This is a genomic window from Candidatus Berkelbacteria bacterium, assembly GCA_016187225.1.
Taxonomy (GTDB): domain Bacteria; phylum Patescibacteriota; class UBA1384; order JACPKC01; family JACPKC01; genus JACPKC01.
In genome coordinates this window covers 18,999-44,865 of sequence record JACPKC010000010.1, presented here as the reverse complement: position 1 = coordinate 44,865, position 25,867 = coordinate 18,999, and the positions used below count along the sequence as shown (strand labels likewise).

At 48.4% G+C, this 25,867-nt stretch carries 30 protein-coding genes, 2 tRNA genes and 1 rRNA gene; 4 read left to right on the top strand and 29 right to left on the bottom strand.

The annotated features are described in order from the left end of the window. The first annotated feature begins 56 nt into the window (after window positions 1–56). Window positions 57–452: a DUF1761 domain-containing protein gene (locus tag HYW32_02990; protein ID MBI2589959.1), complete on the top strand. Its 396-nt coding sequence runs from the start codon at window positions 57–59 to the stop codon at window positions 450–452. A gap of 83 nt (window positions 453–535) precedes the next feature. Here HYW32_02990 and HYW32_02985 read toward each other — a convergent pair whose 3' ends face one another. The 7 genes from HYW32_02985 to HYW32_02955 all read right to left on the bottom strand — a co-directional run bounded on the left by HYW32_02985 (window position 536) and on the right by HYW32_02955 (window position 2,905). Continuing rightward, a complete protein-coding gene (locus HYW32_02985) occupies window positions 536–1,237 on the bottom strand; it encodes a YIP1 family protein (GenBank protein ID MBI2589958.1) in 702 nt (233 codons plus the stop codon). Between the two features lie 61 nt (window positions 1,238–1,298). Then, window positions 1,299–1,625 (bottom strand): DUF3137 domain-containing protein, encoded by a 327-nt coding sequence (locus HYW32_02980; GenBank protein MBI2589957.1) that lies wholly within the window; start codon window positions 1,623–1,625, stop codon window positions 1,299–1,301. A gap of 39 nt (window positions 1,626–1,664) precedes the next feature. Then, on the bottom strand, window positions 1,665–1,844 hold the full coding sequence (locus HYW32_02975) for a hypothetical protein (protein MBI2589956.1): 180 nt from the start codon (window positions 1,842–1,844) through the stop codon (window positions 1,665–1,667). Then, window positions 1,816–2,034 (bottom strand): hypothetical protein, encoded by a 219-nt coding sequence (locus HYW32_02970; GenBank protein MBI2589955.1) that lies wholly within the window; start codon window positions 2,032–2,034, stop codon window positions 1,816–1,818. The genes HYW32_02975 and HYW32_02970 overlap by 29 nt, the downstream gene beginning before the upstream one ends. Window positions 2,035–2,125: 91 nt before the next feature. Then, window positions 2,126–2,201 (bottom strand) — tRNA-Ala (locus tag HYW32_02965). 3 nt (window positions 2,202–2,204) lie between these two features. After that, complete coding sequence (locus HYW32_02960; protein MBI2589954.1) at window positions 2,205–2,426, bottom strand: hypothetical protein; 222 nt, start codon at window positions 2,424–2,426, stop codon at window positions 2,205–2,207. Between the two features lie 5 nt (window positions 2,427–2,431). Beyond that, entirely contained in the window at window positions 2,432–2,905 is a 474-nt protein-coding gene (locus tag HYW32_02955) for a hypothetical protein (protein ID MBI2589953.1), read from the bottom strand. Window positions 2,906–3,014: 109 nt separating this feature from the next. Between HYW32_02955 and HYW32_02950 the strand changes: the two genes are divergently transcribed. After that, window positions 3,015–3,809: a hypothetical protein gene (locus tag HYW32_02950; protein ID MBI2589952.1), complete on the top strand. Its 795-nt coding sequence runs from the start codon at window positions 3,015–3,017 to the stop codon at window positions 3,807–3,809. A gap of 10 nt (window positions 3,810–3,819) precedes the next feature. Here the strand turns inward: HYW32_02950 and HYW32_02945 are convergent. The 11 genes from HYW32_02945 to HYW32_02895 form a co-directional block, all read right to left on the bottom strand. After that, window positions 3,820–3,896, bottom strand: a tRNA-Ile gene (locus HYW32_02945). Between the two features lie 436 nt (window positions 3,897–4,332). Continuing rightward, a complete protein-coding gene (locus HYW32_02940; protein ID MBI2589951.1) occupies window positions 4,333–6,843 on the bottom strand; it encodes an ATP-dependent Clp protease ATP-binding subunit in 2,511 nt (836 codons plus the stop codon). Further along, complete coding sequence (locus HYW32_02935; GenBank protein ID MBI2589950.1) at window positions 6,840–7,241, bottom strand: hypothetical protein; 402 nt, start codon at window positions 7,239–7,241, stop codon at window positions 6,840–6,842. The genes HYW32_02940 and HYW32_02935 overlap by 4 nt, the downstream gene beginning before the upstream one ends. 32 nt (window positions 7,242–7,273) lie before the next feature. Further along, a complete protein-coding gene (locus HYW32_02930) occupies window positions 7,274–7,741 on the bottom strand; it encodes a hypothetical protein (protein MBI2589949.1) in 468 nt (155 codons plus the stop codon). Window positions 7,742–7,929: 188 nt separating this feature from the next. Next, window positions 7,930–8,511, bottom strand: coding sequence for a hypothetical protein (locus HYW32_02925; protein MBI2589948.1), 582 nt, complete (start codon window positions 8,509–8,511; stop codon window positions 7,930–7,932). Window positions 8,512–9,250: 739 nt separating this feature from the next. Continuing rightward, window positions 9,251–10,568, bottom strand: a 16S ribosomal RNA gene (locus HYW32_02920). Window positions 10,569–10,890: 322 nt separating this feature from the next. Then, entirely contained in the window at window positions 10,891–11,406 is a 516-nt protein-coding gene (locus tag HYW32_02915; GenBank protein ID MBI2589947.1) for a hypothetical protein, read from the bottom strand. Window positions 11,407–11,499: 93 nt separating this feature from the next. After that, window positions 11,500–12,120 carry an ATP-dependent Clp endopeptidase proteolytic subunit ClpP gene (gene clpP, locus HYW32_02910; protein MBI2589946.1) on the bottom strand — a complete coding sequence of 207 codons (621 nt, stop codon included), beginning with the start codon at window positions 12,118–12,120 and terminating at the stop codon, window positions 11,500–11,502. Between the two features lie 78 nt (window positions 12,121–12,198). After that, complete coding sequence (locus HYW32_02905) at window positions 12,199–12,963, bottom strand: nucleotidyltransferase family protein (protein MBI2589945.1); 765 nt, start codon at window positions 12,961–12,963, stop codon at window positions 12,199–12,201. Between the two features lie 79 nt (window positions 12,964–13,042). After that, on the bottom strand, window positions 13,043–14,245 hold the full coding sequence (gene tig, locus HYW32_02900; protein ID MBI2589944.1) for a trigger factor: 1,203 nt from the start codon (window positions 14,243–14,245) through the stop codon (window positions 13,043–13,045). 2 nt (window positions 14,246–14,247) lie between these two features. Continuing rightward, complete coding sequence (locus HYW32_02895; GenBank protein MBI2589943.1) at window positions 14,248–14,934, bottom strand: hypothetical protein; 687 nt, start codon at window positions 14,932–14,934, stop codon at window positions 14,248–14,250. Between the two features lie 60 nt (window positions 14,935–14,994). On the opposite strand from HYW32_02895, the gene HYW32_02890 reads away from it, so the two are divergent. Continuing rightward, window positions 14,995–16,152, top strand: a complete 1,158-nt coding sequence (locus HYW32_02890; protein ID MBI2589942.1) for a phosphoglycerate kinase — start codon at window positions 14,995–14,997, stop codon at window positions 16,150–16,152. 12 nt (window positions 16,153–16,164) lie between these two features. On the opposite strand, the gene HYW32_02885 is transcribed toward HYW32_02890, so the two are convergent. From HYW32_02885 to rpmE, 10 genes are all read right to left on the bottom strand, one after another. Next, entirely contained in the window at window positions 16,165–16,398 is a 234-nt protein-coding gene (locus tag HYW32_02885; GenBank protein MBI2589941.1) for a hypothetical protein, read from the bottom strand. Continuing rightward, window positions 16,391–17,392 carry a type I glyceraldehyde-3-phosphate dehydrogenase gene (gene gap / locus HYW32_02880; protein MBI2589940.1) on the bottom strand — a complete coding sequence of 334 codons (1,002 nt, stop codon included), beginning with the start codon at window positions 17,390–17,392 and terminating at the stop codon, window positions 16,391–16,393. Before gap ends, HYW32_02885 begins: the two co-directional genes overlap by 8 nt. Window positions 17,393–17,403: 11 nt before the next feature. After that, on the bottom strand, window positions 17,404–18,189 hold the full coding sequence (gene tpiA / locus HYW32_02875) for a triose-phosphate isomerase (GenBank protein ID MBI2589939.1): 786 nt from the start codon (window positions 18,187–18,189) through the stop codon (window positions 17,404–17,406). A gap of 2 nt (window positions 18,190–18,191) precedes the next feature. After that, window positions 18,192–19,442, bottom strand: coding sequence for a hypothetical protein (locus HYW32_02870; protein ID MBI2589938.1), 1,251 nt, complete (start codon window positions 19,440–19,442; stop codon window positions 18,192–18,194). Window positions 19,443–19,532: 90 nt separating this feature from the next. Beyond that, window positions 19,533–20,582, bottom strand: a complete 1,050-nt coding sequence (locus HYW32_02865; protein ID MBI2589937.1) for a site-2 protease family protein — start codon at window positions 20,580–20,582, stop codon at window positions 19,533–19,535. A gap of 2 nt (window positions 20,583–20,584) precedes the next feature. After that, the gene (frr, locus tag HYW32_02860; protein MBI2589936.1) at window positions 20,585–21,133 is read right to left on the bottom strand and encodes a ribosome recycling factor; all 549 of its coding nucleotides are present in this window, start codon (window positions 21,131–21,133) and stop codon (window positions 20,585–20,587) included. A gap of 17 nt (window positions 21,134–21,150) precedes the next feature. Further along, window positions 21,151–21,864 carry a UMP kinase gene (locus HYW32_02855; GenBank protein ID MBI2589935.1) on the bottom strand — a complete coding sequence of 238 codons (714 nt, stop codon included), beginning with the start codon at window positions 21,862–21,864 and terminating at the stop codon, window positions 21,151–21,153. After that, window positions 21,861–22,406 carry an elongation factor Ts gene (locus tag HYW32_02850; GenBank protein ID MBI2589934.1) on the bottom strand — a complete coding sequence of 182 codons (546 nt, stop codon included), beginning with the start codon at window positions 22,404–22,406 and terminating at the stop codon, window positions 21,861–21,863. The genes HYW32_02855 and HYW32_02850 overlap by 4 nt, the downstream gene beginning before the upstream one ends. 1 nt (window position 22,407) lies before the next feature. Continuing rightward, the gene (gene rpsB / locus HYW32_02845) at window positions 22,408–23,295 is read right to left on the bottom strand and encodes a 30S ribosomal protein S2 (GenBank protein ID MBI2589933.1); all 888 of its coding nucleotides are present in this window, start codon (window positions 23,293–23,295) and stop codon (window positions 22,408–22,410) included. Then, window positions 23,292–23,621 (bottom strand): 50S ribosomal protein L31, encoded by a 330-nt coding sequence (gene rpmE, locus HYW32_02840; protein ID MBI2589932.1) that lies wholly within the window; start codon window positions 23,619–23,621, stop codon window positions 23,292–23,294. The genes rpsB and rpmE overlap by 4 nt, the downstream gene beginning before the upstream one ends. A 12-nt stretch (window positions 23,622–23,633) precedes the next feature. Here rpmE and prfA point away from each other — a divergent pair, with 12 nt between their 5' ends. Beyond that, the gene (gene prfA, locus HYW32_02835; protein MBI2589931.1) at window positions 23,634–24,611 is read left to right on the top strand and encodes a peptide chain release factor 1; all 978 of its coding nucleotides are present in this window, start codon (window positions 23,634–23,636) and stop codon (window positions 24,609–24,611) included. A 23-nt stretch (window positions 24,612–24,634) separates the two neighbouring features. Here the strand turns inward: prfA and HYW32_02830 are convergent, their stop codons facing one another. Further along, on the bottom strand, window positions 24,635–25,855 hold the full coding sequence (locus HYW32_02830) for a trypsin-like peptidase domain-containing protein (protein MBI2589930.1): 1,221 nt from the start codon (window positions 25,853–25,855) through the stop codon (window positions 24,635–24,637). Between the last annotated feature and the right edge of the window lie 12 nt (window positions 25,856–25,867).

Here is a 25,867-nt window from a genome sequence, read left to right as displayed (position 1 = left end):
CTTTACTCTTTATTCTTCATTCTTTACACTTTAAAAAGAAGAAGGAGAGAAATTTTATGTCTGAAGTCTCTGTCAATCTATGGGCGATCGTCATGGCCGCGGCGGCCGCAGTTGTAATTGGCGCGACCTGGTATGGAGTCTTCACTGAATCCTGGATGAAGGCGATCGGCAATAAAAAAAGTAATCTTTCTGGCGCCAGCGCGAGCTACGTTGCGAGTATCGCGGCGGCATTCATAACGGCATATATCTTTGCCTACTTCATCGAATATAAACAGGCAAATACGCTTGGCGAGGGCGCCCTGCTTGGATTTTGGATTTGGCTTGGTTTCGTCGCCACATATTCTTTAATGAACACCGCCTGGGAAGACCGATCATGGGATTTGTGGCTAATCAATAATGGTAATCAACTACTCACGCTCGTAGTGATGGGCATGATCCTTGCAGTCAACTGATCCACTAAACAACAACAAAACACACCGGCTCTGGCCGGTGTGTTTTGTATTACGCCTGATAGTTAGCGTTTAGCACAGGAGCCCTACATTGAGAATTCTTGTTCTAGTTGGGATGTTTCCGGATTAGATGTGGAGGAAGACTCAATCGAATCTGCAAGAAAGCCAGCCAGTGGAATACCCACAACCGGCGCCACCATACTGGACACTATTGACGTCAAGACCAATCCAAGGAGCCAGGCTAAGATTGCCTTGCCATTCGAAAGCGTATGGACAACCTCGAGTCCTCGGACAATGAGTACGATTTGGTAGATGAGGATGCCTAGGGCAGGAATAAGCATCATAGTCCCTACGACAAGCGGCGAGAACGTAGCAGACTCATTCCCCCGATCAATCAAAAACAGGAAAAATATGAATAAAAGAGTAATAAAGAAGGCAGGAAGAAAAGGTGCAAGCGTGGAATATACGTAGATTTTCAAAGTCTGCGTAAAACTTCCCGTGCCATTGAAGGCTTTGGCTCCAAAATAGAGGCCGGTGCTATTCATGAACAAACCAATAAAGGACACAACAATGAAGAGGAGCGCAATCAGAGAATAATAGCGAGATGCATCAGCGTTACCCAATGTAAGCATGAACGCGCCCAGCAAAATGATCGGCAGGAGAGATAGGAAGAACCATAAAATAAGTGGAGTACGAATGTTATGGTCTTGACCGACTGACTGCCAGAATTCACGTGGATTCGTATAAAGCAACCGTAATTTTCCCCAAAGCCCTTGCTCTTCTTTCATATTCCCCCTTATTCAACTCATTCTAATTGAATCCTACCTCTCTCTCATGGATGTCAAGTATTTATGGTCGGTCAAGTTTTGGAACGATGTCACCCACATAATGAAGTAGCTTTTCCAATTCATCCTGTACGATAGTAATATCTCGATGGTCGATCTCGATTTTTTTCTTAAAATTAGTATATTTTAAATCGAGCATGTTGGGCACGCTTATGAGCATGATTCGATCGCGGAACAGGAGTTCAAATTTACCCAACTCATAACGAGCATCAATTAACCGACTCATTACTGATGGGTTGAGGAGTTGATAAATTTTCTGGCTCTTCTTTACCTCCCGTTTATTATAAGTGAGATGAAAGAGCCGATTAAACTCATTAGATTCGAGATCGATATCAGTTCTATGGAGGCGATATCGAGGAGCACATCAAAATCAACCGGCTATGCCGACCTTATTCTCAATTCGAATAATCCGTTTTTCGAGCTCCGAAATTTTGTCCACTCGCTCAATGATCGCATGATTAATCTCGGCTAAATCGTTAATCTCTCGACTCAAAATGGAGATGATTTCATTTTTTGACTGTTCAATAGAAGTTTGTTTCGATTTTGTCATTCAACCGCCCTTCGGAAGTTTCGATTTTGTCATTCAACCGCCCTTCGGAAGTTTCGATTTTGTCATTCAACCGCCCTTCGGAAGTTTCGATTTTGTCATTCAACCGCCCTTCGGTCATTCCAATTCCGTTGGATACTTCTTCTTTCACAATCGATCGAAGTTCTTTTAAATCTTCTTTCGTAAGAGTCATTAATATCTCCTCTCTGGTTATTTCAATGTGAAATAATCTTATCATAACTCTAGAAAAAATCGCGCCGGTCAATTTTCTGAAAGTCAGATTTTGGTGGACCAGCGGGGATTCGAACCCCGTACCTCCACATTGCAAATGTGGCGCTCTGCCAGATGAGCTACTGGCCCTGGTTAAGGCGCAGTTGAGAGTATCCCTGCATCCTGTGGCGTAACATTGAACTGCCCGATTGCGTAGAGGAATCCTAGAATAATCGTAATCACCCCAAAAAGTTTCCAAGCAGAATAACTGCCGCCAGGGCCCAGATGTTTTTCCGCCCAGTCCATCGTGCCGAAATTGCGCACACACCACTCGGCGCTCCGAATCAACCCAAGCCCGACACCGAAAGTTAGCATAAATACTATGAGCCGAGCAAGTACCATACGGCAAATCCTATCACAATAATTTGCGTGAAAATGCCAAGTAGCCATTTTGAAGGCGGCGCCGTGCGATGAATGCGGTGAGTAAAGGCATAGTAACGGTCGAGCCCCTTGACGGTCGCGAGTTTAGGTATAAAAAGCGGGGCAAGACCAATCACATCGGGTAACAAACCACCGAGAGCGCCTGCGAGTGGGCCTGGCGCAACGAGGGGCGCGACGCCGGCTAAAAGCAGAAAACTAAAGAACGCGACCGCTGCATCGGTAAAACCAACTGTCAGATCACGTTCGTCGAGTTTTTGAGGAAATGGCTCATCGAAGTGCCAAGTACCCGGATCGGTGTGCGTAATTGCATCCAAAACGAAGTGGCTCGCAACTCCACCAAGAAACCCAACTACTGGATCTTGGGCAACGACGCCAACAGTTGCACCGACCAAAATATGTGGTGTCAATAACACAATTTGAGTATAGCGTAAGTTCTTACCTAAGTTGTTAACAAATCGAAGAGTTTCTGGTATAAATTGACTAGTTCTTTGAAAAATTATTTTTCAATAGGAGGAAATCAACGTGGAATCTCAATGTAACCCTGACAACCAGCCAAGGTTCGAGGTCATAGCTTCAGTCGGCGAAGTGGAGGATCTATCCAAAGCGATAGAGGTGTTCCTGGGAGCTAATCCAGAAGACCACTACTTTACCATCCAGTATAATCAACGAGTAGATGGAGTGGTTTTTGTCCTGGCGAGGGTGGCTTGGGACAAAGTAACTCCACCAACCTTGTTACTAGAAGACTCAACTTTACCTGGCTACCCCGATACTTGCAGAAGAAATATGATCCGAGTACTGCAAGATGGTGGCATTTACACCATTCAGCAGCTTCTAGAAACAAGCGCTACCGACCTGCTTCGCATAAAAGGGATGAGTGTGAGCAGACTACGGAGAATAAAAAGATTAGTATTCAATGGTATCAAACTAAAGCATGCGGGAATATCAAGATACCTCAGAGATCGAGCAAAGGATAAGGTAGAGATCGGACGAATTCCGTCCGCCTCAAACTTCTACTCGGCTGAAGCTGACATTCAGATGCTGGATGAAAGCATTCTAGACGTCGTAAAAAAACTGAAGATATTTGGCCCACTCGCCTTTGCTCTTCAAATTCCTAGGCAATGTGAAACATCTATAGATTGGGAAAGAAACAGACCACCACTCTGGAACAATGCTCCGGATGCGACTCTCCGTGTCCTTGCCGACACCTACACTCCAAAAGCACTAAGAGAAGTGTTTGGCGTCGGAGAGAGTTCGGCCCGACTGATCGAGGAGTTTCTCAGCGACCTCGGCCTCGAACTCCAGAAGGATGACGAGTAAAGTCAGATTTTGGTGGGCGTGCCAGGATTCGAACCTGGGACCTCGTCATTATCAGTGACGCGCTCTAACCGACTGAGCTACACGCCCTAAACGCAAAAACTATAGCGGAAAATCCTTCTGTAAACAAGAAAATGGCCCCGTGGCGAGAACGAGGCCGAGAGAAAGGTCGAAATGCCGTGAGCGCAATGTACATGTACTCATACTTATTTCGGCATTCCGACCTAGGTAAAAATCGGAGGCGTGAAATAGCCTGATGTCTACTACTTCACGCATGTCTGACAGTCGCCAGACACATGGTTACTTACCCCGTAACCAACTCCGAAATCTTACTGGAAGGCAGAAAATTGATCGATGGCCCGACGTGCGGGCGATGCAGATGAGAGGTACAACGATCAATTTTCTGCCTCAAAAATCCTCTCGTCCGGGCTCCCTCGTCCCGCTCAAAATTTTTTATCGAACGGGGAGTTCCGGCTGCGAGATGATTGTATACGGTAATAGAGAAAGAATGAAGATGAGTGGTCAATCATTCAAGATCTGATGCGTCGATGGCGAGGGTCTGGCCACGCTTTATTTCACCGGCCAGCAAGCGCGAGGCAATCATGTTTTCAACTCGATCTTGCATAACTCGTCGCAACGCTCGCGCGCCAAATTCCGGCTGATAACCAAGTTCGGCCAAGCGTTTTTTAGCCGCCTCGGTGAGTGAAATTTGCACATCTTGCTCTGCCAGACGCGCATTCAAACCCTTAAGCTGTAAATCAACTATTTGCATCAATTGATCTGGTAAAAGCGGTTTGAAGGCGACCACTGCGTCAAATCGATTAAGAAACTCTGGCTTGAATAAACCTTGGCTCTGAAGTGCATTCAAAAGTTCGTCGCGCAATTGTTCCATATTTTCACCTGCCTGAATGTGGCTCCGAATAAATTCGGAGCCGGCATTCGAAGTCGCAATGATGATTGCGTTCGTGAAATCAACGGTCTCACCTCGACCATCAGTCACCCGGCCATCATCGAGGATCTGCAGAAACACGTTGAGAATGTTTGGATGGGATTTCTCAACCTCATCGAGAAGGATCAGACTGAACGGCGCATCCTTAATCGCGCTTGTAAGCTGGCCACTCCCCGCCTGTTGCGCTTCAGTTGGCGCGCCAATCAATCGCGCAAGCGAGGCTGGGCTTTGAAACTCGCTCATATCGAGGCGCACCATTGATTTTTCACTCCCAAAATACGTTTCCGCCAAGGCGCGCGCCGTCTCGGTTTTGCCAACGCCCGTCGGCCCCAAAAAAAGGAAACTGCCAATTGGTCGTTTGCCGGTTCCTAGGCCAGACCGCGCTCGGCGCAAGGCGCTTGCCACCGCCACAATTGCCTCATCTTGGCCGATCACGCGATCATGTAAAACATCTTCCAAATTTAAGAGGCGAGCTTTCTCGCTCATTTGAACCTCGCCGACCGGCACACGTGTCTGCTCCGAAACCACCACATCAATATCTTCAAACGTCACCAATTCACGTTGTTCATTTGAGGCTCGAATTGCCGCCGCCTCCAAAAGCGTGAGCGCACTTTCTGGCAAAGGCGCGCCTTGCACATAGCGATGGCCAAACTCAACCGCCTTTTTGATGACCGGCAAAGCAATAAAGACACCGTGGCGCGCTTCAAGATGAAGAGCCACATCTTCGGCAAGTATCACCGCCTCGGTTGGCGCTGGTTCCTGAACCTCGATTCGCCGAAAAGAATCTCTCACCGTGCCCTGGGCTTCAATGATTGCGTGATAGTCCATTGGCGTTGTTGCGGCAATAAGCTGAATCCGCCCAGAGCGTAAAAACGGCGCGAGTACTTCGCCCGCGTTAATCGAGCCAACCTTGCCGTAGGCCGAAGAAAGCAGGGTGTGGATATTATTGACAAATAAAATGATGTTGCCAGCACGCTCGGCGTCGCGTAAAACGCGCATCAAGCGAAACTCAATCGCGCCCCTGTCTCCAAGTCCGGCCAACACTTGGGCAACGTCGAGCTCGAGGACATGCTTATTTGCCAAACTGCGAGAAACCTCGCCCGACGCAATTCGCGCCGCGAGCCCATTCACCACGGTGCGCTTACCAACGCCAACGCGACCAACTAAAAGTACGTTCGTGCGCGTCTCACTCGCTAAAATCTGCTCGATCTGATCGATCACTTGCTCACGACCAACGATCTGTGTTTGCAAGTCTGCATCCTGGAGATAGCGCGCGAGATCGATCGAGAAGTGCGACAAGGTAGGCGTGTACCCAGCCGACCAATCTCGACCAATGCCATAAATACCCACCTTCCCCCGCTCCCAAAAGAATCTGCGCTGAACGCGATGGCGATGGCGTTCATACCACGCGATCGCTTCGGCTAAATCATTGAGCTCAAGATTGTGAGCAAATAAGCGATCGGCAACCGGCTGATAATGCTCCGCGAGCACGTAGAGAAAGTGATTAACGTCGATCACTGCCTGCTTGAGCACAATTGCTTCTTGGGCGGCGTAAGCAAGTAAAGCATCGGGTGCGGTAATCGGTTCGGGCAATTTTGGCGCCGAGGTAGTTTCCGTTTCAGTGGCTAACGGCGTTAAGAACCCGGCGCGCGCGAGGAGCGAATTGATCACGGGTTCGGTAAGACTAGCTTTAATCAAGGTATCAACTTGAACTCCCGCTTCAGTCCGCGCTCGTAAAAAAATTCTGCCCAATTCTGGTGAAACGTAGTCGAGAAAATTAGTCGTGGTTAACCAATCAGGGTGCTGGGTGCGCAGAGCAAGCGCAACTGACGGCAAGGTGTGATGCAATACCCAAGTCAAATAGAGTTCGCGCATTCCCCATAAGAAACCTATACCAAAACCCAGTTCAACGAAACCAAACAAAGTTGGCCAGACCGGGATGAGATTAAAAAGCGTCAGACACAGATATAACAGAGCAAAACTCGCACCGGCAATAATTAGCGATCGAAGCATAACAGCCGATTTTGATTCAAGATGAATCTGAAGTCGAGCAAGCTCAATGCCAAGCGCGCCCTCAAAACGAATCATCGCTCGCCCCCAAGGATGGTCAGGATGCCATTGACGCCGAGAATGAGTGCAAGCAAGGGCGCCATAAGCCAAAAGACGGCAACCAAACAAGCGACTAAAGCCAACGCCAGAAGGATGATGACGCCAGCCGTGATAGCGGCCGATCGCATGAGAAAACCAAAGAAACGAGTGATTAAGTTGAGGCCAAAAACTTGAATTCTATCTTGCAAACTTAAGTTTTCCGTTGAGATCTCATCGCGCTTCCACGGCTCAAAAAGAGTGCTCGCGAGAATACCAAATGAAAAATAGTCAATCACCATCAAGAAGAAAAGCCGGGCATGATGCACAAGCAACCCAGGCACAATCTGATACCACCAGACGAGAACACTAATCCAGCCAAGTTTGAGAGCTTGGTTCATTGTTTTCAGAATAGCACACCCTCCTGTTAGGGTCACTGGGCGACCGAACCGATAAAGATACCCATGCGAGTGTCGGCATTTTGACAACGAATCGTAAAGCGGTGAGGGGGATTGGTTGAATAATTATAAACCGCACCGTTTTTTGCTTGCAAACTGTCGTGCGGAATCGCGAGTGTTTCACCGATTTTGATTTGATCGACAAAGACACTATAGCCGGTGTCGAATTGAGCGGCATTGACTTCGAGTTTGCATCTCTGCCAGTTGATTGAATCCTGGTTGGCAACGCGAAAATCGGTGCTCGTCCAATCAACATGCGCCGCCAAAACACGCGCGATATTGGCTTGTGCTTCAGCCGCGGCTTGAACTACTTCGCTCTGAATCGCTGATTTTGGCTTCGATAAAATCCAAATGGCAATACTTGCAATCAGAAGCCCAAAAATCGTTACCGCGAACCATCTGTTGAAATAAATTTTTGTTCCGTTTCGAATGCGTAATTTCACTTCACATCTCCTCAAACCAAAAATCGTCCCTCCGGACGACTCTTGGTTGCTGAATGGTTGAAAAATGAGACCGACCTACGGTCGAGAGCAAAGCTCTCAAAATTCCGTTAGAAAGGAGGTGATCCATCCCCAGATTCCCCTAGGGATACCTTGTTCATGGTGTTCCCAATATTACTACAGGGCATGGACTATATCTTCATCCTTCCAGAGAGAATGTACGACTTGCGTGGATGCCAAGATCCAATTACGTCGGCGAACTTTCGATGTGACCGTGTCGAGACGAAAAAGCGCCAATAATTTGGATCAACTCGCTTACTGGGTATATGAAGGGCTCCACATGGGATGTCCAACTCCTCCAAAGTCGAGCGAATTATATCGAGCTTCCTGCGGTTCTTCTGTACAAATTGTAAATAAAACCGACTTGTCGCATTCTTCGGTAAGCCACCTTCAGCATCAAAGAAACCACGAATGTACCCAATCCATTCTATTTGACTATGTGGCAATAAGTGCCACGAGTCACCTGAAGGACAATATGTCGTTTCTAGTGCCCAGACGGTGCGTTGTTGACCTTCACGGTACAGCCAACTCCGTCTGTTCAGGCTACCGAGTAGCCGCTGAACCAGCTCAAGCCAAGAGCGTTCTCGCTGTGTATAGCGAAAAGTCTTGTGACGCTGATTCCAAGTACCATCGTGACTTGCGCCAACGAGATACGATTCAATCTCCTGCAAAGGAGCCTGCGTGTAGTCTCTACGGAGTCCCATTGAAGGCATGGGTTCCCTCGGTATTGTCCTCACATCTTTATTCTACTAGAGAGGAGGGGTTTCACCGATACAGCAGGGTTTTTCTTGCCGGTTACCTAGCAAGGTCGCAACAATTTTACGACTTCGTGCTCCTTACTGATCCTACCGTCGGCCCACAAAAGTGGGACTTTGGGTATTACCAACTCGGCTCACGTGACGGGCGGTGTTCCCGGATACTGCACAGGCATTACTACCATGAGTTCCGTCGCCGCTGGGCACACGGTTTTCCCGTACCCTAGCGAAGCTCTAGCCCCGAAGGAACTCAATCTGTTCGCACAACTGTTTGAGTTCCTCCATCCTTTTATGGCTGGATTAGTCCCTTCCCCTTCGATCTCAACAACTGTTGAGACTCCGGGTACTATGGACTCTGCAGACTGCTTATAGCCCATCGATACCATCTTACGATGAATCTACCCCCACGTGAATACACATAGAGGAGTCTATAAGCTCTCCCATTGTCTTGTCAGTGCAATTCGCATCCATCTCGATTCCAAATACGCGACCGGAAAAATACAGAGATGACTTCTCCAATTGTACGCAGGATCGTCCACCGATCACGCCGTTTATAAAATTCAAGCTGGATACTGCTACTAGCACCCTTCACCCTGTGGATCGCTCCGCAGGACTGCGCGTTCGCTTCTGACCGTCTCTGGCGGCCAGGTCCGATTTGAACGGACTCGCCACTGACAAGGAATGGCGCATTCTATTTTGTACAAGGCTCGAGAACGTATTCAACGCAGCATGGCTGATCTGCGTTTACTAGCGATTCCGGCTTCATGAGGGCGAGTTTCAGCCCTCAATCCGAACTGAGGCGACATTTAAGGGATTAGCTCTGCTTTACAGCTTTGCGACCCGCTGTTGTCGCCATTGTAGCACGTGTGTCGCCCAAGATGTAAGAGACACGCTGATCTGGCGTCATCCCCACCTTCCTCCCCGTTGAACGAGGCAGTCTCCCGTGAAATACAACACAGGATGAGGGTTTCGCTCGTTTGCGGACTTAACCGTACATCTCACGACACGAGCTGACGACGACCGTGCATCACCTGTCATCCGGCTCCCCGAAGGGCACCCCCGCGTTTCTGCAGGGTTCCGGAGATGTCAAATCTTGGTAAGGTTCCTCGCTTATCATCGAATTAAACCACATGCTCCACCGCTTGTGCGAGCCCCCGTCAATTCCTTTGAGTTTTAGCCTTGCGGCCGTACTTCCCAGGCGGCTGACTTGACGCGTTAGCTTCGGTACACAAAGGGTCGATACTTCGAATACCTAGTCAGCAACGTTTACGGCGTGGACTACCAGGGTATCTAATCCTGTTCGCTCCCCACGCTTTCGCTCCTTAGTGTCAGTACCAGCCTAGTCAGCTGCCTTCGCCATCGGTGTTCCTGGCGATATCAACGCATTTCACTGCTACACCGCCAATTCCGCTGACCCCTGCTGGACTCGAGCTTTGCTGTCTTCCGTGCGGCCTCCAAGTTGAGCCTGGAGATTTAACACGGAACGAACAAAGCCACCTACGAGCTCTTTACGCCCAATAATTCCGGATAACGCTTGCACCCTACGTATCACCGAGGCTTCTGGCACGTAGTTAGCCGGTGCTTATTCCTCTGGTACCGTCATAATCGTCTCAGAGAAAAGGAGTTTACAATCCGAAGACCGTCTTCCTCCACGCGGTGTCGCTGGATCAGGCTTTCGCCCATTGTCCAATATTCCCAACTGCTGCCTCCCGTAGGAGTATGGCCCGTGTCTCAGTGCCATTGTGGCTGGTCGTCCTCTCAGACCAGCTACCCGTCAGAGCCTTGGTAAGCCGTTACCTTACCAACAAGCTGATAGGAGCAAGGCCGCTCACGAGGCGAAAAACTTTCACCCGGAGGCGTATCGGGAATTATCCCGCCTTTCGGCGGGTTATGCCCGACCTCGTGGTACGTTCCTTGCCATTACTCACCCGTCTGCCGTGGGTCTAAACCCACTCGACTTGCATGTGTTAGGCGCACCGCCAGCGTTCATCCTGAGCCAGGATCAAACTCTTCAAAAAGAGAAGTTTGAAACTTCAAATATCTGCGATAACGCTCGCAGTGGCGGCCGGTCTAAAACCGGCGAGGCTCATTTTTCAACCAATTCAAAAACCAAGTTATGCTGGCGTCAATTATCAAAGTTCAAAGTCGAAGCCCGTTGTAACAAACAAAAACGATGCAGTTGCATCGTTTGCAAATCTGCATACGCTTTTTGCTTCTATTAACCCTCGTGGGTCATTCGAACCTCACTAACTGCGAGTATAGGCTATGAAAGCTCGTCCTGTCAACACTTGCGACACAAGAGAAGAGGCCGAACCGCTCAAATGAGCGGCGGCCTCATTAGTTAAGAGAATTCCTGCGCCGACAGATGGCAATCGGCGGCAAGTTGAGCACTGCCGGCAGTTCACGAATATCGGTGATGACATGTGTCACTTCGTAACCTATAGGCATCTCATCTTTATATCTTCCTCGACGCATCCAGACCAGATTGGCGCCAACGATCGAACCCCAATGGAGTGATCGACGCGGAGCACATCGATCATCGACCACGTAAAGATATTGCGGGTCGATGCCCCACAGATTGAGGAGTTCGTTACAGACAAAAAATTTGTCGCGTTCGCGCGTAACCAGAACATCCGAAACGTAACTGGAAGCTCCAGTTCGTTCAATCTGATCGAGACACTCTTTTTTTATGTCGATCCGAACGATCGAGACGATCCCCCGACGGTAGTAGGCGACTTTGAGGTGCTCGAGAACCTCGATCACTCCGGGGTAAAGCTCCTCTGCTTCCGGGTCATAAAGTGTCCCCATCCAATCGAACATGACGCCAGGAACAAATCTTGCATCTCTACTCAATGCTTCTGCCTCCTTAAATAGCAAAAAGATGGTCGTAACCATCCTTTCTGCTCTGGACTATACCCGAAATCTAAAGCAAAATCTCGCGTTCGGCTACAATTTTTTATCTGCATGACTCACTGCTCCAATCACATCATCGATGAGGCCGTAAGCCTTAGCTTCTGCCGCCGAGAGATATTTATCGCGTTCGGTATCTTCTTCGATCTTACCAATTGGCTGGCCGGTTTTTTCTGAAAGAATCTTGTTCATCGTTGCCTTGACGCGCAGAATCTCCTCGGCCTGAATCTTAATATCTGTTGCCTGGCCAGTGGCGCCGCCCATGACCTGATGAATCATCACCTTCGCATTGGGTAGAGCAAAACGTTTGCTTTTGGCGCCGCCGGCGAGCAAAAATGCGCCCATTGAAGCGGCCATGCCGACACAGATCGTGCTAACAGGCGGCTTGATATGTTCCATCGTGTCATAGATCGCCATCCCAGCCGTTACCGACCCGCCGGGCGAGTTGATATAAAGCTGAATATCGCGATTCTGATCGACGGATTCCAAAAAGAGAAGCTGGGCAACGATTAAATTCGCCATATAGTCTTCGATCGTACCGCTAACAAAGATGATTCGCTCTTTGAGAAGACGCGAGTAAATATCATAAGCGCGTTCGCCAAACTGGGATTTTTCAATCACGGTCGGAATAAGAATCTGCGATCTTAGTTCGCTCATAGAAATCTCCTTTGTTTTCGATTCATTTTGATATTACATTGCCGGGCGAGAATAAAAAAGAGGCGCCCCGAAGGGCGCTCAAGAAGCGGGCGCAAGCTGGACAAGCTCGAGCTTCTTAGGCGTATCGATGTCGATCGTGAGTTCGCCGTCAAGCGCCTCGAGACCAATAAAACGATAGCCAAAAATCTCACTCATTCTTGCCTCGAGCTCGCCAAGGGTTGGCTTCGGTCCGAAGAAGTACCGAAACACAAAATTCGAACCCAACTGACCGAGTAAACCAAGCACGCTTTTGCGTGACTCTTCGAGCGCTCCGATGATTGGCGAAGCGAGCACTTTCGGCCGGAGGATGCCGACCCCAGTCCCGCAGAACGTCCCTTCGGCCAGTTGGGCGTAGGTATGGGGGAATGCTGGCATCGCTCGGCTCGCGTTCGCTTGCGAGCAGTAGATGTACCAGGCATCCGCTTCGGGCTTGCGCTGGCAGACCTCGACCACCCGCGTCACCATTTCGGCAGTAACTTTTGGCATATCTCCGCAGAGATAGAGCGTGGGCTCATCCGGGCCCAAATTCTTCGAACCAGCCCGCATGCTCCCAATAATTGTCGCGCCCGGTTCAACGAATCTATCGACAAATTGCCGGAAACAATTTTTGCCGAGCAAACACTCGTTGAGCTCGGCAACCAAAGTAACCGAGTTAACAAGTGGTGAATGGCGCGCCGCCGCTACAGCGTACGCGACCAACGGCGCCCCACCAACCTCCTTGAAGCATTTGGGCGTCTTTTCACGCCAAAAAAACCTCTGCCGAAAGGCGCCGCCAGCCAAGATAACCGCCGGAAATTTCTCCATTGTTGTTAATCCCCTTCCATTTCCATCCAAGATGCGGCGTGAGTGTGAGCTAATCCAAAGCAAAAATCAAGACGGTCAACTAGTTGTCAGTAGCCTTTATTTCGGTTGCCGAGGCAATCAGGAAATTAAGCGTCTCATGAACAACCCGACGTTGCAGAGCAATATCGTCTTCGCCTGACTTGCGATCCGTGCCAAAACCCTCTCGCTTGGCAATTTCACCCATGATCAACCCTGTTTTAACTATTCTCTCGGCTTGCGGAACAAGCTCCTTGCGGAGTTCTGTTTCAGTCTTTTTTTCTCTCTCGAGAAACTTTGGAAACATTGTGCCCAACTGCTGTTTGATTTGATCAATCCGACGCGAAATTTCCTCTTCAACCAGACTTCTCGGTATATCGAGCCTCGCCTCCTTCATCACTGCTTCTAAAACAACATTCTCAAGTTCATGGCGAGCGGCCGCTTCCTTTTCAGCCTTCAATTGCGATTCAATCGCCTCTTTTAGATCGATATCATTTTTACGACCGAACTGCTCGGCAAATTTAGGCGTGAGCTCCGGCAAAGTTACTTCAGTAACTTCATGCACAACAACCGCGAAATGCACTTTCTGATCATTGACCTTGTCCTCAAATTCCACGGTTTCACCCTTTTTCTTGCCAATCAATTGACTTTCAAATGTTTTTGAAAGAACGCCTTCGCCGAGCATGAGTGGAAAATGCTGGCTTGAAAGGTCATCCCTCTTCACGTTATCAACTGTGCCCACGTAGTCGATCTCGACACGGTCGCCTTTTTGAGCCGGACGGCCGACCGGCTCCACTTTGGCCTGCTGTTTGCGTAACCGTTCGAGCACTTCGTCAATCTCTTTTTGAGCGACTGAAATGTTACTCTTGGGCGGCTTGACTCTGATTGCTTTGTATTTGCCAGGATCAACTTCAGGAATTACGTCGACGACAACGACGTAGGTAAACGGGGCGCCCTCGCCATAGCCAACGATGTTAATTTCAGGCGGACTAACTGGCCTTAAATTAAGTGATTTCGCCGCTTCGACATAGGTGGTAGGCAAGGCCAGATCGAGGGCGGTCTGAAAATAACGTTCGCTTCCAATCCGCTGAATTGTCATTAGTTTTGGCGCCTGACCACGACGAAAACCCTTAATCTCGACCGTCGCGGCCAACTTTTCATAGGCGCGCTCGAAAAATTCAACCATCTTAACAGCCGAAACTTCAACCGTAAATTCGTGACGCGAGTGAGGTTTTTTTTGATGTTTAGTCACTTGAACGGAACTCATATCTACTCCCAAATGTTTGTCAAAATATAATCGGGTAGGACCCCAATTTTAACCAAAAGGCGGTAAATCGGTTGAAAAAAAACAGCGGGACCGCAAATTAGAGCCGTGACTTGAGCGTGCCCCTCAATCCCCTCGTGAAGTAAATCGCCCAAGAGATGTCGGCCATCGCCCGTAATGTCGATTGTCATAAATTTGCGCCAGCTTTCAAGTCGATCGGGCCAAAGAAGTTCACTGCGATCTTTAAGGCCGTAAAAAAGTTTATGATTCTGACCAAATCTTTCAGGCTCGGCTTCGATTTCTAAAATTTGAGCCGAAAGCCCCATGAGCCCGATTCCACCAGCAATAAACCAAAGTTCGCGGCCAACAAGTTTTTCTGGATCAAAACCGCGGCCTTGAGGTAACGTGATCGTCACCTTATCGCCAATCGCAACCTCATCGAGTAAGTAGCTTGTTAGCTCGCCATGACGTTTAACGGCAAAATTAAATCGACTTGTCTCACGAGGCAACGAAGTCAACGAAAAGGCCGAATACTTATTGCCATTCCAAACAAGAAAGTGCTGGCCAGCTCGAAATGCATACGGCATTCTGTCAGCGCGTTCGAATGTAAATTCCTTCATATCAGTCGCGAGCGGGACAATCTCCCGCACGACTGCCTCGATGTGGGGAAACTTTCCTGCCGAAGACGTCATAGTTAAAAAGTATACCTGGGAGATTTGACGAGTTCAACTAGGTTGCTACGATTATTAATGATGAAACAACTTTCAGAGACTGATGTTCAAGGCAAGTATGTCGTGGCGCGGGTTGATTTTGATGATCCACTCACTCCAACTGGTCAACTCGCAAGCGATGTCCGGATGCGAGCGTGCTTGCCAACAATTGAATATCTGCGCACTCACGGCGCAAAAAGGATAATACTTGTGAGCAAGCTCGGCCGGCCAGTGATGCGCCCTAAAGAACGCGTTGAACTTATCCAAGCCGGCAATCCACGTTTAAGCCTGAAACCGGTCGCGCTTCACCTAAAAACCTTGCTTGGCCTTCAACCTGAAAAACTTGGCGAAACATTCATCGAGAACTTCCCTCTTCCGGCCTACATTATCGATAAAGGCCTCCATCTCTTCGAAAATATTCGGTTTGATTGGCGCGAGGGGGCGAACGACGATTTATTTGCGGCTGACCTCGCCAGCCTTGGCGATCTTTACGTTTTCGATGCCTTTGCGATGGCGCATCGAGCTGAAGCTTCAACCGTTGGCGTGGCCAAACACATTCCAATCGTCGCCGGTTTTCAGCTTGCCAAAGAAATTGAGAATCTTTCTAAGCTCAATGCGCGCATTCAACACCCGTTCATGCTCGTGCTTGGTGGCGCAAAAACCGAGACAAAATTGCCTTTAATTGAGCGTTTTTTTGATCGGGCTGATTTGTTTCTGCTTGGCGGCGTAATGGCGAATACATTTGCCAAAGCTCAAGGCATAAATGTTAAACGCTCGACTGTAGACGACAATCAACTTGAGAAAGCAAACGGATTCTATAAACGCGACCCAAGCAAATTTGCTCTGCCAAGCGACTTTGTCTGGCAGAATGAAAAAACTATGGATCTTGGCTCAAAAACTCGCGATATGTTCAAAGAAAGATTAGCTAGCGCAAAAACGATTTTTTGGAATGGGACGCTGGGTGTCACAAGTTTAACCGCGCAAGAATTTAAATTTGCCAGCCTTGACATAGCACGTTCAATCGCTAATAACCAGTCGGCGCTCACGATTGTGAGCGGCGGAGATACGATCGGATTTTTAGACGAGCAAAAGGTTGATTTTAATCAATTCACGTTTGTATCGACAGGTGGTGGCGCCACGCTTGAGTTTCTTGCCGGCCTTAAACTTCCCGCTCTAGAAATACTCGACCGCGATCTATAAATTCTACGACCGTTAAAATTTTGACGAACGTCTGATCCGCTCAATATCACGTTGGAGTGCATCGCGCAAAACTTTTATTTCGTAAATTTCATCTTTGATTGTTTGCATATCGGCCTTAGCAACCATGAGCATTGGCAACCAATCCAAAGATGTAAGTATCTCTATATCCGTTGATCGCCAGCGCACTTCTTCGGACCAGGCATGTAAAGCTTGGTACTGTTTCTCAATAATTTCAATTTCAGTCATGCGCGCCTAATCTTTCCACCATCTCAACGAGACGGCTGGCATAGCCAAATTCATTGTCGTACCAGACGAAGACTTTAACAAGATTGCCATTTACTCTCGTAAGTTCGAGATCAATGGTTGCAGAGTGCGAATCGCCAATAATATCTGAAGAAACAATTGGCTCATTGGTTACGGTCAAAACGCCTTGATAACGCTCGGTGCTCGCCGCGGCAATGAAGGCCGCATTCACCTCATCAACGCTCGCCTCTTTCTTCAGGACTGCGGTAATATCTGAAAGTGAGCCATTGATAACTGGCACTCGGAGAGCTAGACCATCAAATCGTCCTTTGAGCGTCGGGATTGCCTCGGTTGTAGCGACTGCCGCGCCGGTGCTGGTCGGAATAATATTAGCCGCCGCGGCTCGGCCACGACGAAGATCTTTATGGGGGCCATCTTGGATATGTTGAGTCGAGGTGTAACCATGAACGGTTGTCATCAACGCTCGCTCAACGCCAAACACTTCTTCGAGCACTTGAATTGCGGGCGCGATCGAATTAGTTGTGCATGAAGCGTTGTTAATTATCTGTTCGTCGCTTAACTTATTATCGTTGACACCGCGCAAAAAAGTTGGCGCGGGGTTCTCGCCCTTACTTGGCGCCGAAATGACAACGGCTTTGGCGCCGGCTTGCAAGTGTTTGGCGGCATCATCTTTCTTCGTAAACTTGCCGGTCGCTTCGATAACCACATCAATCTGATACTCTCCCCAAGGTAATTTATCGGGTTCTTTTTCACTCAAAACGACGACCGACTTGCCATCAATCGTAATTATATTGTCATTGGCCGATATCAGGCCTTCGTAGCGACCATAAACGGTGTCATATTTCAAGAGATGCGCAAGCGTGACCGCATCCCCCAGATCATTAACAGCAACAAGTTCAAGTTCCGAATGCTTTTGCATAATCTTGGCCGCTACTCGACCAATTCGCCCAAAACCGTTAATTGCAACACGAAGCATAGTCTTTCCTCCTAAGCAAACGCTGAAACTATTTTCATAAACTCGGGGGCCTTGAGTGAAGCCGTGCCGACCAGCACGCCATCAACGCCTGGAGTCGTGGCGTAATCAGCGGCATTTTTAGCATCAACTGAACCGCCATACAGAATCCGAACTCGCGTGGCGCGACGGCGGCCACCCAAGCGACTAAGGGTCTTGCGTAAACGCTTGACCATCTGCAGAACGTACTCGGCGCTCGCTGATTCGCCTGTCCCAATTGCCCAAACTGGCTCATAAGCAAGCACAAGCTTACTAAAATCCGTCAATGGCACATTTTTGAGCGCTCGCCGAAGTTGCATAAAGATATTACTCTCGGCTTCTTTGCGTGTCGGTCGGCCACGCCGACGATGCTTATCATAGAGAGGAACAAATTCACCCACGCAAACCACTGGCGTGACACCTTGTTTAAGAGCATCGCGCACCTTGAGCGCGATTGTTTCGTGGGTTTCTCGACCGCTTAATCGGCGTTCTGAATGGCCGATAATCAAATACTGAATGTAAGGTTTCAGCATGCCAACAGAAACACTGCCCGTTTCAGCGCCAAACTTACCCGGCACGGCATTCTGCGCACCTAAAAGGATATGATTTGAAAAAGATTCCTTAACCGGAATCAGCCATGGCAAAGGTGGACAGATTATTACTTCTGGCAAATTTTTTTCTTTAGCTAAACGCTCATGCAATTTGCCAGCAATTTTACGCGCTTCTTCAAGCGATGGATTCATTTTCCAGTTGCCAATCACTAGTTTTTTCATCTCTGCCATAATTACCCCTCCTTAATTTTGCGCGCCAGCACGTTTCGTTTGACGAGTTCTGATTTAGATTTGCTCCGTAATTTCAATTCAACAGAGTCGGTCGCACATGTCTTGGCGCTCACGATCAAGCGCACTGGCAGACCAATTAAATCAGCGTCGGCAAACTTTTGACCGGGCGAAAGATCGCGATCGTCATACAAAATCTCAATGCCCACCTCTTTAAGCGCCTGATAAAGTTTTTCGGCTTCAAGATCGGCTTGAATAGAAATTAAATGCGCTTGGAAAGGCGCTACGCTTGCTGGCCACATAATCCCCTCTTTGTCGTGGTGGACCTCAACAATTGCCCCCATCACGCGACTCGGCCCGATGCCGTAACAACCCATGATAATCGGCTGTTTTTTACCCGTCTCGTCTGCGTAAGCAAGGCCAAAGGCATCGCTGAAACGTGTCTTGAGAGGGAAAATGTTGCCAACTTCAATCGCTTTAGCCGATGCAACTGTTTTTTGACAAGTCGGACACATATCACCTTCTTTTAGAGTCGCAATCTCACGATTTTGCGACCAACCGCAATTTTCACAATAAAAAATAGTATCCTCGCCACTCGGCGTGATGACCTGAAACTCGTGCGAGAATTTGCTGAACGCGCCGCCCGAAGCTTCAGTTTTAATGGCTTTGAGGCCGCAACGAGTGAAAATTTGCCTATAAGCCTCGGCTACTCGAGTGTAGTATTTTTCAAAATCAGCCTCATCGCGATGAAAACTGTAGAGATCCTTCATGCTGAATTCGCGCCCGCGCAATAAACCTGATTTTGCTCGCGGTTCATTACGGAATTTAGTTTGAATCTGATAAACTGCTAGCGGCAAATCTTTATAGCTTGAGATAAATTTCCCAACTAAAGGAGTGACAACTTCTTCATGAGTCGGGTTTAAGATGTATGCCGTGGCATTGATTGCGCGCGAGGCGGGGTTGGCGCCAATTGCTTTCATTAGAGCGTCGTAGTTTTCAAAGCGATCGGTTTCGCGCCACAGACTCACCGGCGCAAGCGATGAGAGCAAAAGCTCATTCGCTCCAAGCGCATTCATCTCTTCACGGATAATTTCTTGAATATTTTTAAGAACACGCAGACCCAAAGGCAAAAAATTGTAGACGCCAGCCACCGTTTTCTCGATAAACCCGCCCCTCGTCAAAAATTGAGCGTTAGCGCTTACCTCTTCTTTGGCAATGTCGCGACGAGTTTTTCCAAAGAGTTGCTTCTGACGCATACATTGTCCTTATAAACTGTATTAGTCGTGAGGATTATTGAAAAACACAACTATTTAAGTATGCAGAAAAACCATCAGACTCACAAGCAACTATCCTAAGCGCTGAATATCAAAGTAAGTGACAACAATGATAATGAGAATCAATACAAAAAAACCGATGGCGTGAACCCAGGCTTCAGTTGCGTGCGAGAGAGCGCGCTTGCCGAAAATACTTTCGAAGAAGAGAAAAATGGCACGGCCGCCGTCGAGGGCTGGAATCGGCAGAAGGTTAAAAATACCAACCGCGAGTGAGATCAAGGCGGCGTAGTGCACGACCGCAGGCGCTCCTAAAATCATAATTTGTTTAAGTTGAGAGAAGATGCCGACTGGCCCAGAAACAGCTTGGATCGAAGCCGAAGTCGAGACGCCAAAAATTTTGACAATCAATTGACCGAGAAAGCCAAGTACCGCGACCGTAACATTAAACATCTCGACGAGAGCATGCCAAGGCGCCAAATACCAAGGAATAGTCGGGAGAGCACCCACATCCGCAATCGCAACACCCAGTGGCGCTTTTTCGTCAGCGCTTAATTGAACCGTTAGAGCTTTCTCCTTGCCTTGACTTCGAATAACCAGAGTCACCGCCTCTCCTCTGTGAGCGCGAGTAAATTCACCTAATATCTCATCCGAGGTCAGTAACGTGCCGTTGGCCGAGACGATAAAATCATTCATCTTAATACCAGCCGCCTCGGCTGGCGAACCGGCATAGACATTGGCCACGGCCACAGCGTCAATTTTCGGCCCAAATGGCGCCACCCAAAAATACAGAATAAGAAGAACCCAAGCTAGAATAAAATTCATCCCAATTCCTGCTAAAACTACGCGAAGGCGCGCCATCGGCTTTTTTTTGTTAAAACTGTCTTTTGCCTCCGACTCCTCTTCTTCACCTAAAATGCTCACATACCCGCCCAATGGGATTGAATTAAACGTGTAGCGCGTCTGACCTTTGCGCTTGCTGAAAATCCGAGGAGGAAAGCCGAAAGCAAATTCTTTAACGCGCATGCCTTCGCGCCGCGCCACCAAAAAATGACCCGCTTCGTGAATGATAATCACGATGCCAAAAATCAAAATAAAAAGGAGAATCGTGAGGATCAATGTCATAGTTAAACCTTCAAGATTTGAGCTTCTTTGTCTTTAACTAGCTGATCGACGCGGAGATTGTGCTCTTCAACCAACTTGTCGAAGTCTTTGATGGCGCTGAATTTGTCATCCTCGGTCGCCGCGGGGTCTTTCTTGACCTCTTCAAGGAGATCATGGCGAATGGTCCGGAGAGCAACTTTAGCTTCCTCGCCGATTTTTTTGACAAGTTTAGTGAGTTCTCCGCGGCGCTCTTGCGTCATAGGCGGAAAATTGATCCTTACGGCCTGACCGTCATTGGTTGGATTCACACTCAAATCCGACTCCCGAATCGCCGCCTCGATTTGAACGAGTTGTCCTTTATCCCAAGGCACAATTGCGATTTGAGTCGGTTCAGGAACGTTGATCGTTGCAATCGCCTTCAACGGCAGGCGTTGACCATAACTTTCAACTTCAATTTTTTCAACCAAGGTAGTACTGGCGCGACCAGTGTGAATACCGGCAAGCTCGCCACTAAATTTTTCAATTACCTCTTTCATTCGATCTTTCGCCAGACGCAATTGGGAAATTGTCATTTTCCTCCTTGAAACTACTAAGGCTGAACAAGGGTTCCGATCGACTCGCCCTTGGCCGCTCGCACCGCATTGCCTGGGGTTAGAATATCAAAAACAAGGATCGGAAGCTGGTTATCGCGCGCCATCGTAAAAGCGGTCAAATCCATGACATGCAATTTCCGCTCGATAACTTCTGTACACGAGAGGGCGTTAAAACGTTCGGCAGTCGGATCTTTTTTTGGATCATGAGTATAAATGCCGTCAACTTTTGTGCCCTTCAAGAGAATGTCGCATCCAAGCTCCGAGGCGCGTAAAACGGCCGCTGAATCGGTCGTAAAATACGGATTGCCGGTGCCAGCCACCAAGACAACGACACGCCCTTTTTCCACATGCCGAATTGCCCGCCGCCTAATATAAGGTTCAACAACCTGTTCGGCGCGGATCGCCGACATAACTCGTGTCTTGAGCCCAACATGTTCAAAAGCGGATTGAAGCGCAAGGCCGTTAATGATTGTCGCCAACATGCCCATGTAATCGGCGGTGACGCGATCCATGTCGTGATGAGCGTGAGTTGAATGGCGAAAAATGTTACCGCCGCCAACCACAATCATCAGCTCCAGGCCGGCGTCGACAATTTCTTTGGTTTCAGTCGCAAGTCGTTCGAGAATTGCCTCATCAAAACTTTCACTTGCCTCGCCACGCAAAATCTCGCCCGAGATCTTGAGTAGAATTCGCCTGTAGGTTCTTATTATTGGGTCTTTGGATTGACTGTGCAACTTGATGGTCCCTTAACCGCAAAATAGGCAAAGTTAGTAATCTGAATATTCTCGCCGAGCCTGTGAATTGATGATTTAATCAGTTCGCCAACCGTTTGCGACTCGTCTTTAACAAAAGGCTGGTCAAGCAAAACTGTCTCAAGCAGAGATGGGTCGCGATCGAGGAGATCGTTTGGAATAGAATCTCGAGAAAGATAACGCGGCGCCAAGGCGGCAATGTGCATCGCAATATCTTTAGCAAGACGCTGAAAATCATCAGTGCGAGCAACAAAATCAGTTTCACAGTTGAGCGACAAAAACGCCGCGACTTGTTTATTAGTGTGAACATAACTGCCAATTACCCCCTCGGCGGCAACTCGATCGGTTTTCTCGACCGCTTTAGAAACACCCGTCTGGCGGAGAGCGATCACAGCCGCCTCAAAGTCGCCTTGATGCTCAACCAAGGCTTTTTTAGCCTCCATTACCCCCACGCCCGTGACTTCACGAAGCTTTTTAACTTGTTCGGCTGAAATTGGCATTTTATTTTTCGATCGGAGTTGAGCTCTTTGCTAGTTTCTTGCTGACCGTCTTTCTGACGACGGTCTTTTTGGCAACTGATTTCTTCGCCTGCGCCTTTACGGCTTTTTTTGCGCGAGTCTTAATTTCAGCTGACGACTGCGGCAAAAGTTCCAAAGATTCTTCAGTCAATTCAACAATCGTATTTTCTTCCTGTTTTAACGATCTTGATTGACCACGCCGATAGGCCTCCGTAAGCTGGCCCAAAATAATTTCAATAGTTTTGCGCGAGTCGTCATTGCCCGGAATTGGGTAAGTGACCAATTCGGGATTAGCATTAGTATCAACCAAGGCGATAACAGGGATACCTTTTGCCCGCGCTTCTCTGACAGCGATGTCTTCCTCATTAATATCAATCACGACCAAGACATCAGGCAGTTTGTCGAGTTTTTTAAGCCCGCCGAAAATTTTATTGAGCCGCTCAATGCGCTTGCCGATAAGACCTCGCTCTTTTTTGGTGAATTCTGCAAATTCCGGCGAAGCCGCCACCTCTTCCAAGCGAGTGAGTTTGCCTAAATTCAGACGAATGGTATCAAAATTCGTCAGCATTCCACCCAACCAACGATGTGTGATATAAGGCTGATCTAAAAATTCGGCGGCTAATTTGATAGCGACCTTAGCTTGAGGTTTCGTACCAACAAAAAGCAGGCTCTTCTGGGCGCTTGCAAACTGTTCAATCGCTTTTCGCGCCGCTTCAAGTTTCTCAAGCGTTTTCTCAAGATTCACAACCAACACGCGATCGCGGATAGCATACACATAGGGATGAGCTTTAGGATGACTGCGCGAGCGACGATGACCAAAGTGAGCGCCGGCATCTACAAGATCGCGCAGGCTCGGCAAAGGTGTAGTCATTTAATTACCTCTTTTTGGAGCACGGTTTTACGAAGTTCCTTCAAAGCATCGCGACCGCTCTTTTTTTCACTTTTAGGTTGAGCTGAATCTTTCTGGGATTTGGCCTTTTCAGCCTGATAAGTTTGAGCTTGCTTGCGGCGAGCTTCAAACTTATCGACTCGACCAGCAGTATCGATCAGATTCTGTTTGCCGGTATAAAATGGGTGGCAATTTGAACACACCTCGACGCGAATTTCGCTCTGTGTCGAGCCAACTTCAAAAGACATACCGCAATTACAAGTAACCTTGGCAGTTGGATAGTAGGTTGGGTGAATTCCTGACTTCATAATTTCTGGGTGATGGTATCAGATTCAAACCACTTCTGCAAGTTCCTCCTATCTGGTAAACTTTTAGCCATGAACCGAGAAGAATTGGCGAAACAACTCAAAGAGGCGCGGGCGCTTAAAGAGAGTAACCCCGAGCTGGCCGAACTTGCGATCAGCGAGATCAGTCAGCTCGAAGATGCCTTACTGTCGCCCGACCCGCACCAGGAACGAGGGGTGATCCTTGAAATTAGAGCCGGCACGGGCGGCGACGAAGCTGAACTTTTTGCCGCTGAACTTTTCAGAATGTACGAACGCTACGGCGAAACCCAACGCTGGCAGGTAGCTATTCTTGACTCTAACCGGACGCCCCTCGGTGGCTTTCGCTCCTTGGTCGCAGAAATCCAAGGCGCGGATGTGTATAATTCGCTCAAATTTGAATCGGGCGTGCACCGAGTTCAAAGAATTCCGCAAACCGAGAAACAAGGTCGAATTCATACCTCGACTGTCACCGTGGCTATCCTGCCAATCGCAGAACCGGTTGACATTGATCTCAATCCAACAGAACTCACTATCCAAACCTACCGTTCGGGTGGCGCTGGTGGCCAAAACGTGAATAAAGTGGAAACGGCAGTTCGAATCACTCATCAACCGACCGGAATCGTTGTGAACTGTCAGGACGAACGTTCACAATATAAAAATAAGGAAAAAGCGCTCACCGTCCTTCGCTCTCGCCTCCTTGAGCTCAAAGAACGAAAACAAAAACAAACCCTTGGAATTGACCGAAAAACTCAAATTGGCACCGGTGACCGTTCCGAAAAAATTCGCACGTATAATTTCCCCCAAGACAGAATTACTGATCACCGAATCCAGAAAAGCTTTTCAATGATTGAACGTGTTCTTGGCGGCCAGTTCAAGCCAGTTATAACCGCTCTTCGCACTGCTGAACGGGAACTCAAAATCAATCAACTTATGCAGGAATTAGAAAATGAATCTCCCGAAGCCATCGAGTAACTAACCCTTGCCATCGGAATGACTCAATTCGCCTCAAGCTCACCGAGAGTGACCTCGATTTTCTTCGTCTCGCCAGCCTGAATCACGGTCAGTGTAACTTTGTCACCTGGCTTGAAGTCAGCCAAGCGAGCAACTAGTGTATGATTTTCGTCCACGCGCTGGTCATTGATTTCTGTGATGATGTCGTTTTCTTCAAGCCCCGCCTTGTCAGCTGGCGAACCAGGTAAGACAGCTACGTCGCCTCGCGTACTCCCAGGCAAAACCCAAACGCCATAGTCGGCTGGCAGTTGATTGACCTTCGCCAATTCCTTAGTAACCGGGATATAGCGAACGCCGAGCATCGGACGTTTAATTTCACCGGTCGCCTTAATCGATTCAATCGCTTTTTTGACAACATCGATCGGGATTGCAAAGCCGATGTTCTCGGCCCCACCCGCAACGGCAGTATTGATGCCCACGACTTGACCGGATAAGTTCACAAGCGGACCGCCCGAGTTACCAGGATTGATTGCCGCATCAGTCTGCAAGAGACCGCTTAAACTTTCTTCAACGCCCCCGCCAGCGGCAGTAATTTGCCGCTCCTTGGCCGAGATAACACCAAGTGTTACCGAGTTATTAAATTCGCCCAAGGCATTCCCGATTGCAATCACATGCTGACCAATTTTAAGGTCAGTCGAACTCCCGAGTTCAACCACTGGCAAACCAGTCGCTTCAATCTTCACGACAGCAAGATCGTTTAATGGATCTTGAGCCAAAACTTTAGCCTCAAAATCTCGCCCATCAGAAGTGAAAACTGTATAAGTCGCGCCCGTCTCCGAGACGACATGTTTGTTGGTAACAATTAAACCATCCGATGTAATGATAAAACCAGTTCCACCGCCTTTTTGTTCAATCATGCGACCAAATAGATCCTGAATATTCCGCGTTGTGCTAATCGAAACCACCGCCGGGCTCACCTTGGCAACCGAATCAATGACCTTTGAACTTTCCTCAAGAACTACTCGTTCGGTCTTACCTAACCCAAGATCGATGCCTGCGTCTGTATTCAGGCCTAATTTAGTCGCAACGGCATCATTAGTGAGCAATAAAAAACCTGCGACCGACCCTAAAAACCCCATCAGCAAACTTAAAAATAAAAAGAGGACGATGAAACCGCCGCGCGGGCGATGTTGTCTGATAGTACGAATTGAATTTGTGCCAGGTGGAATCTCTGGACCTTCGTCAAGATACGTAATCGCAGGCATACAGCCTCCTTT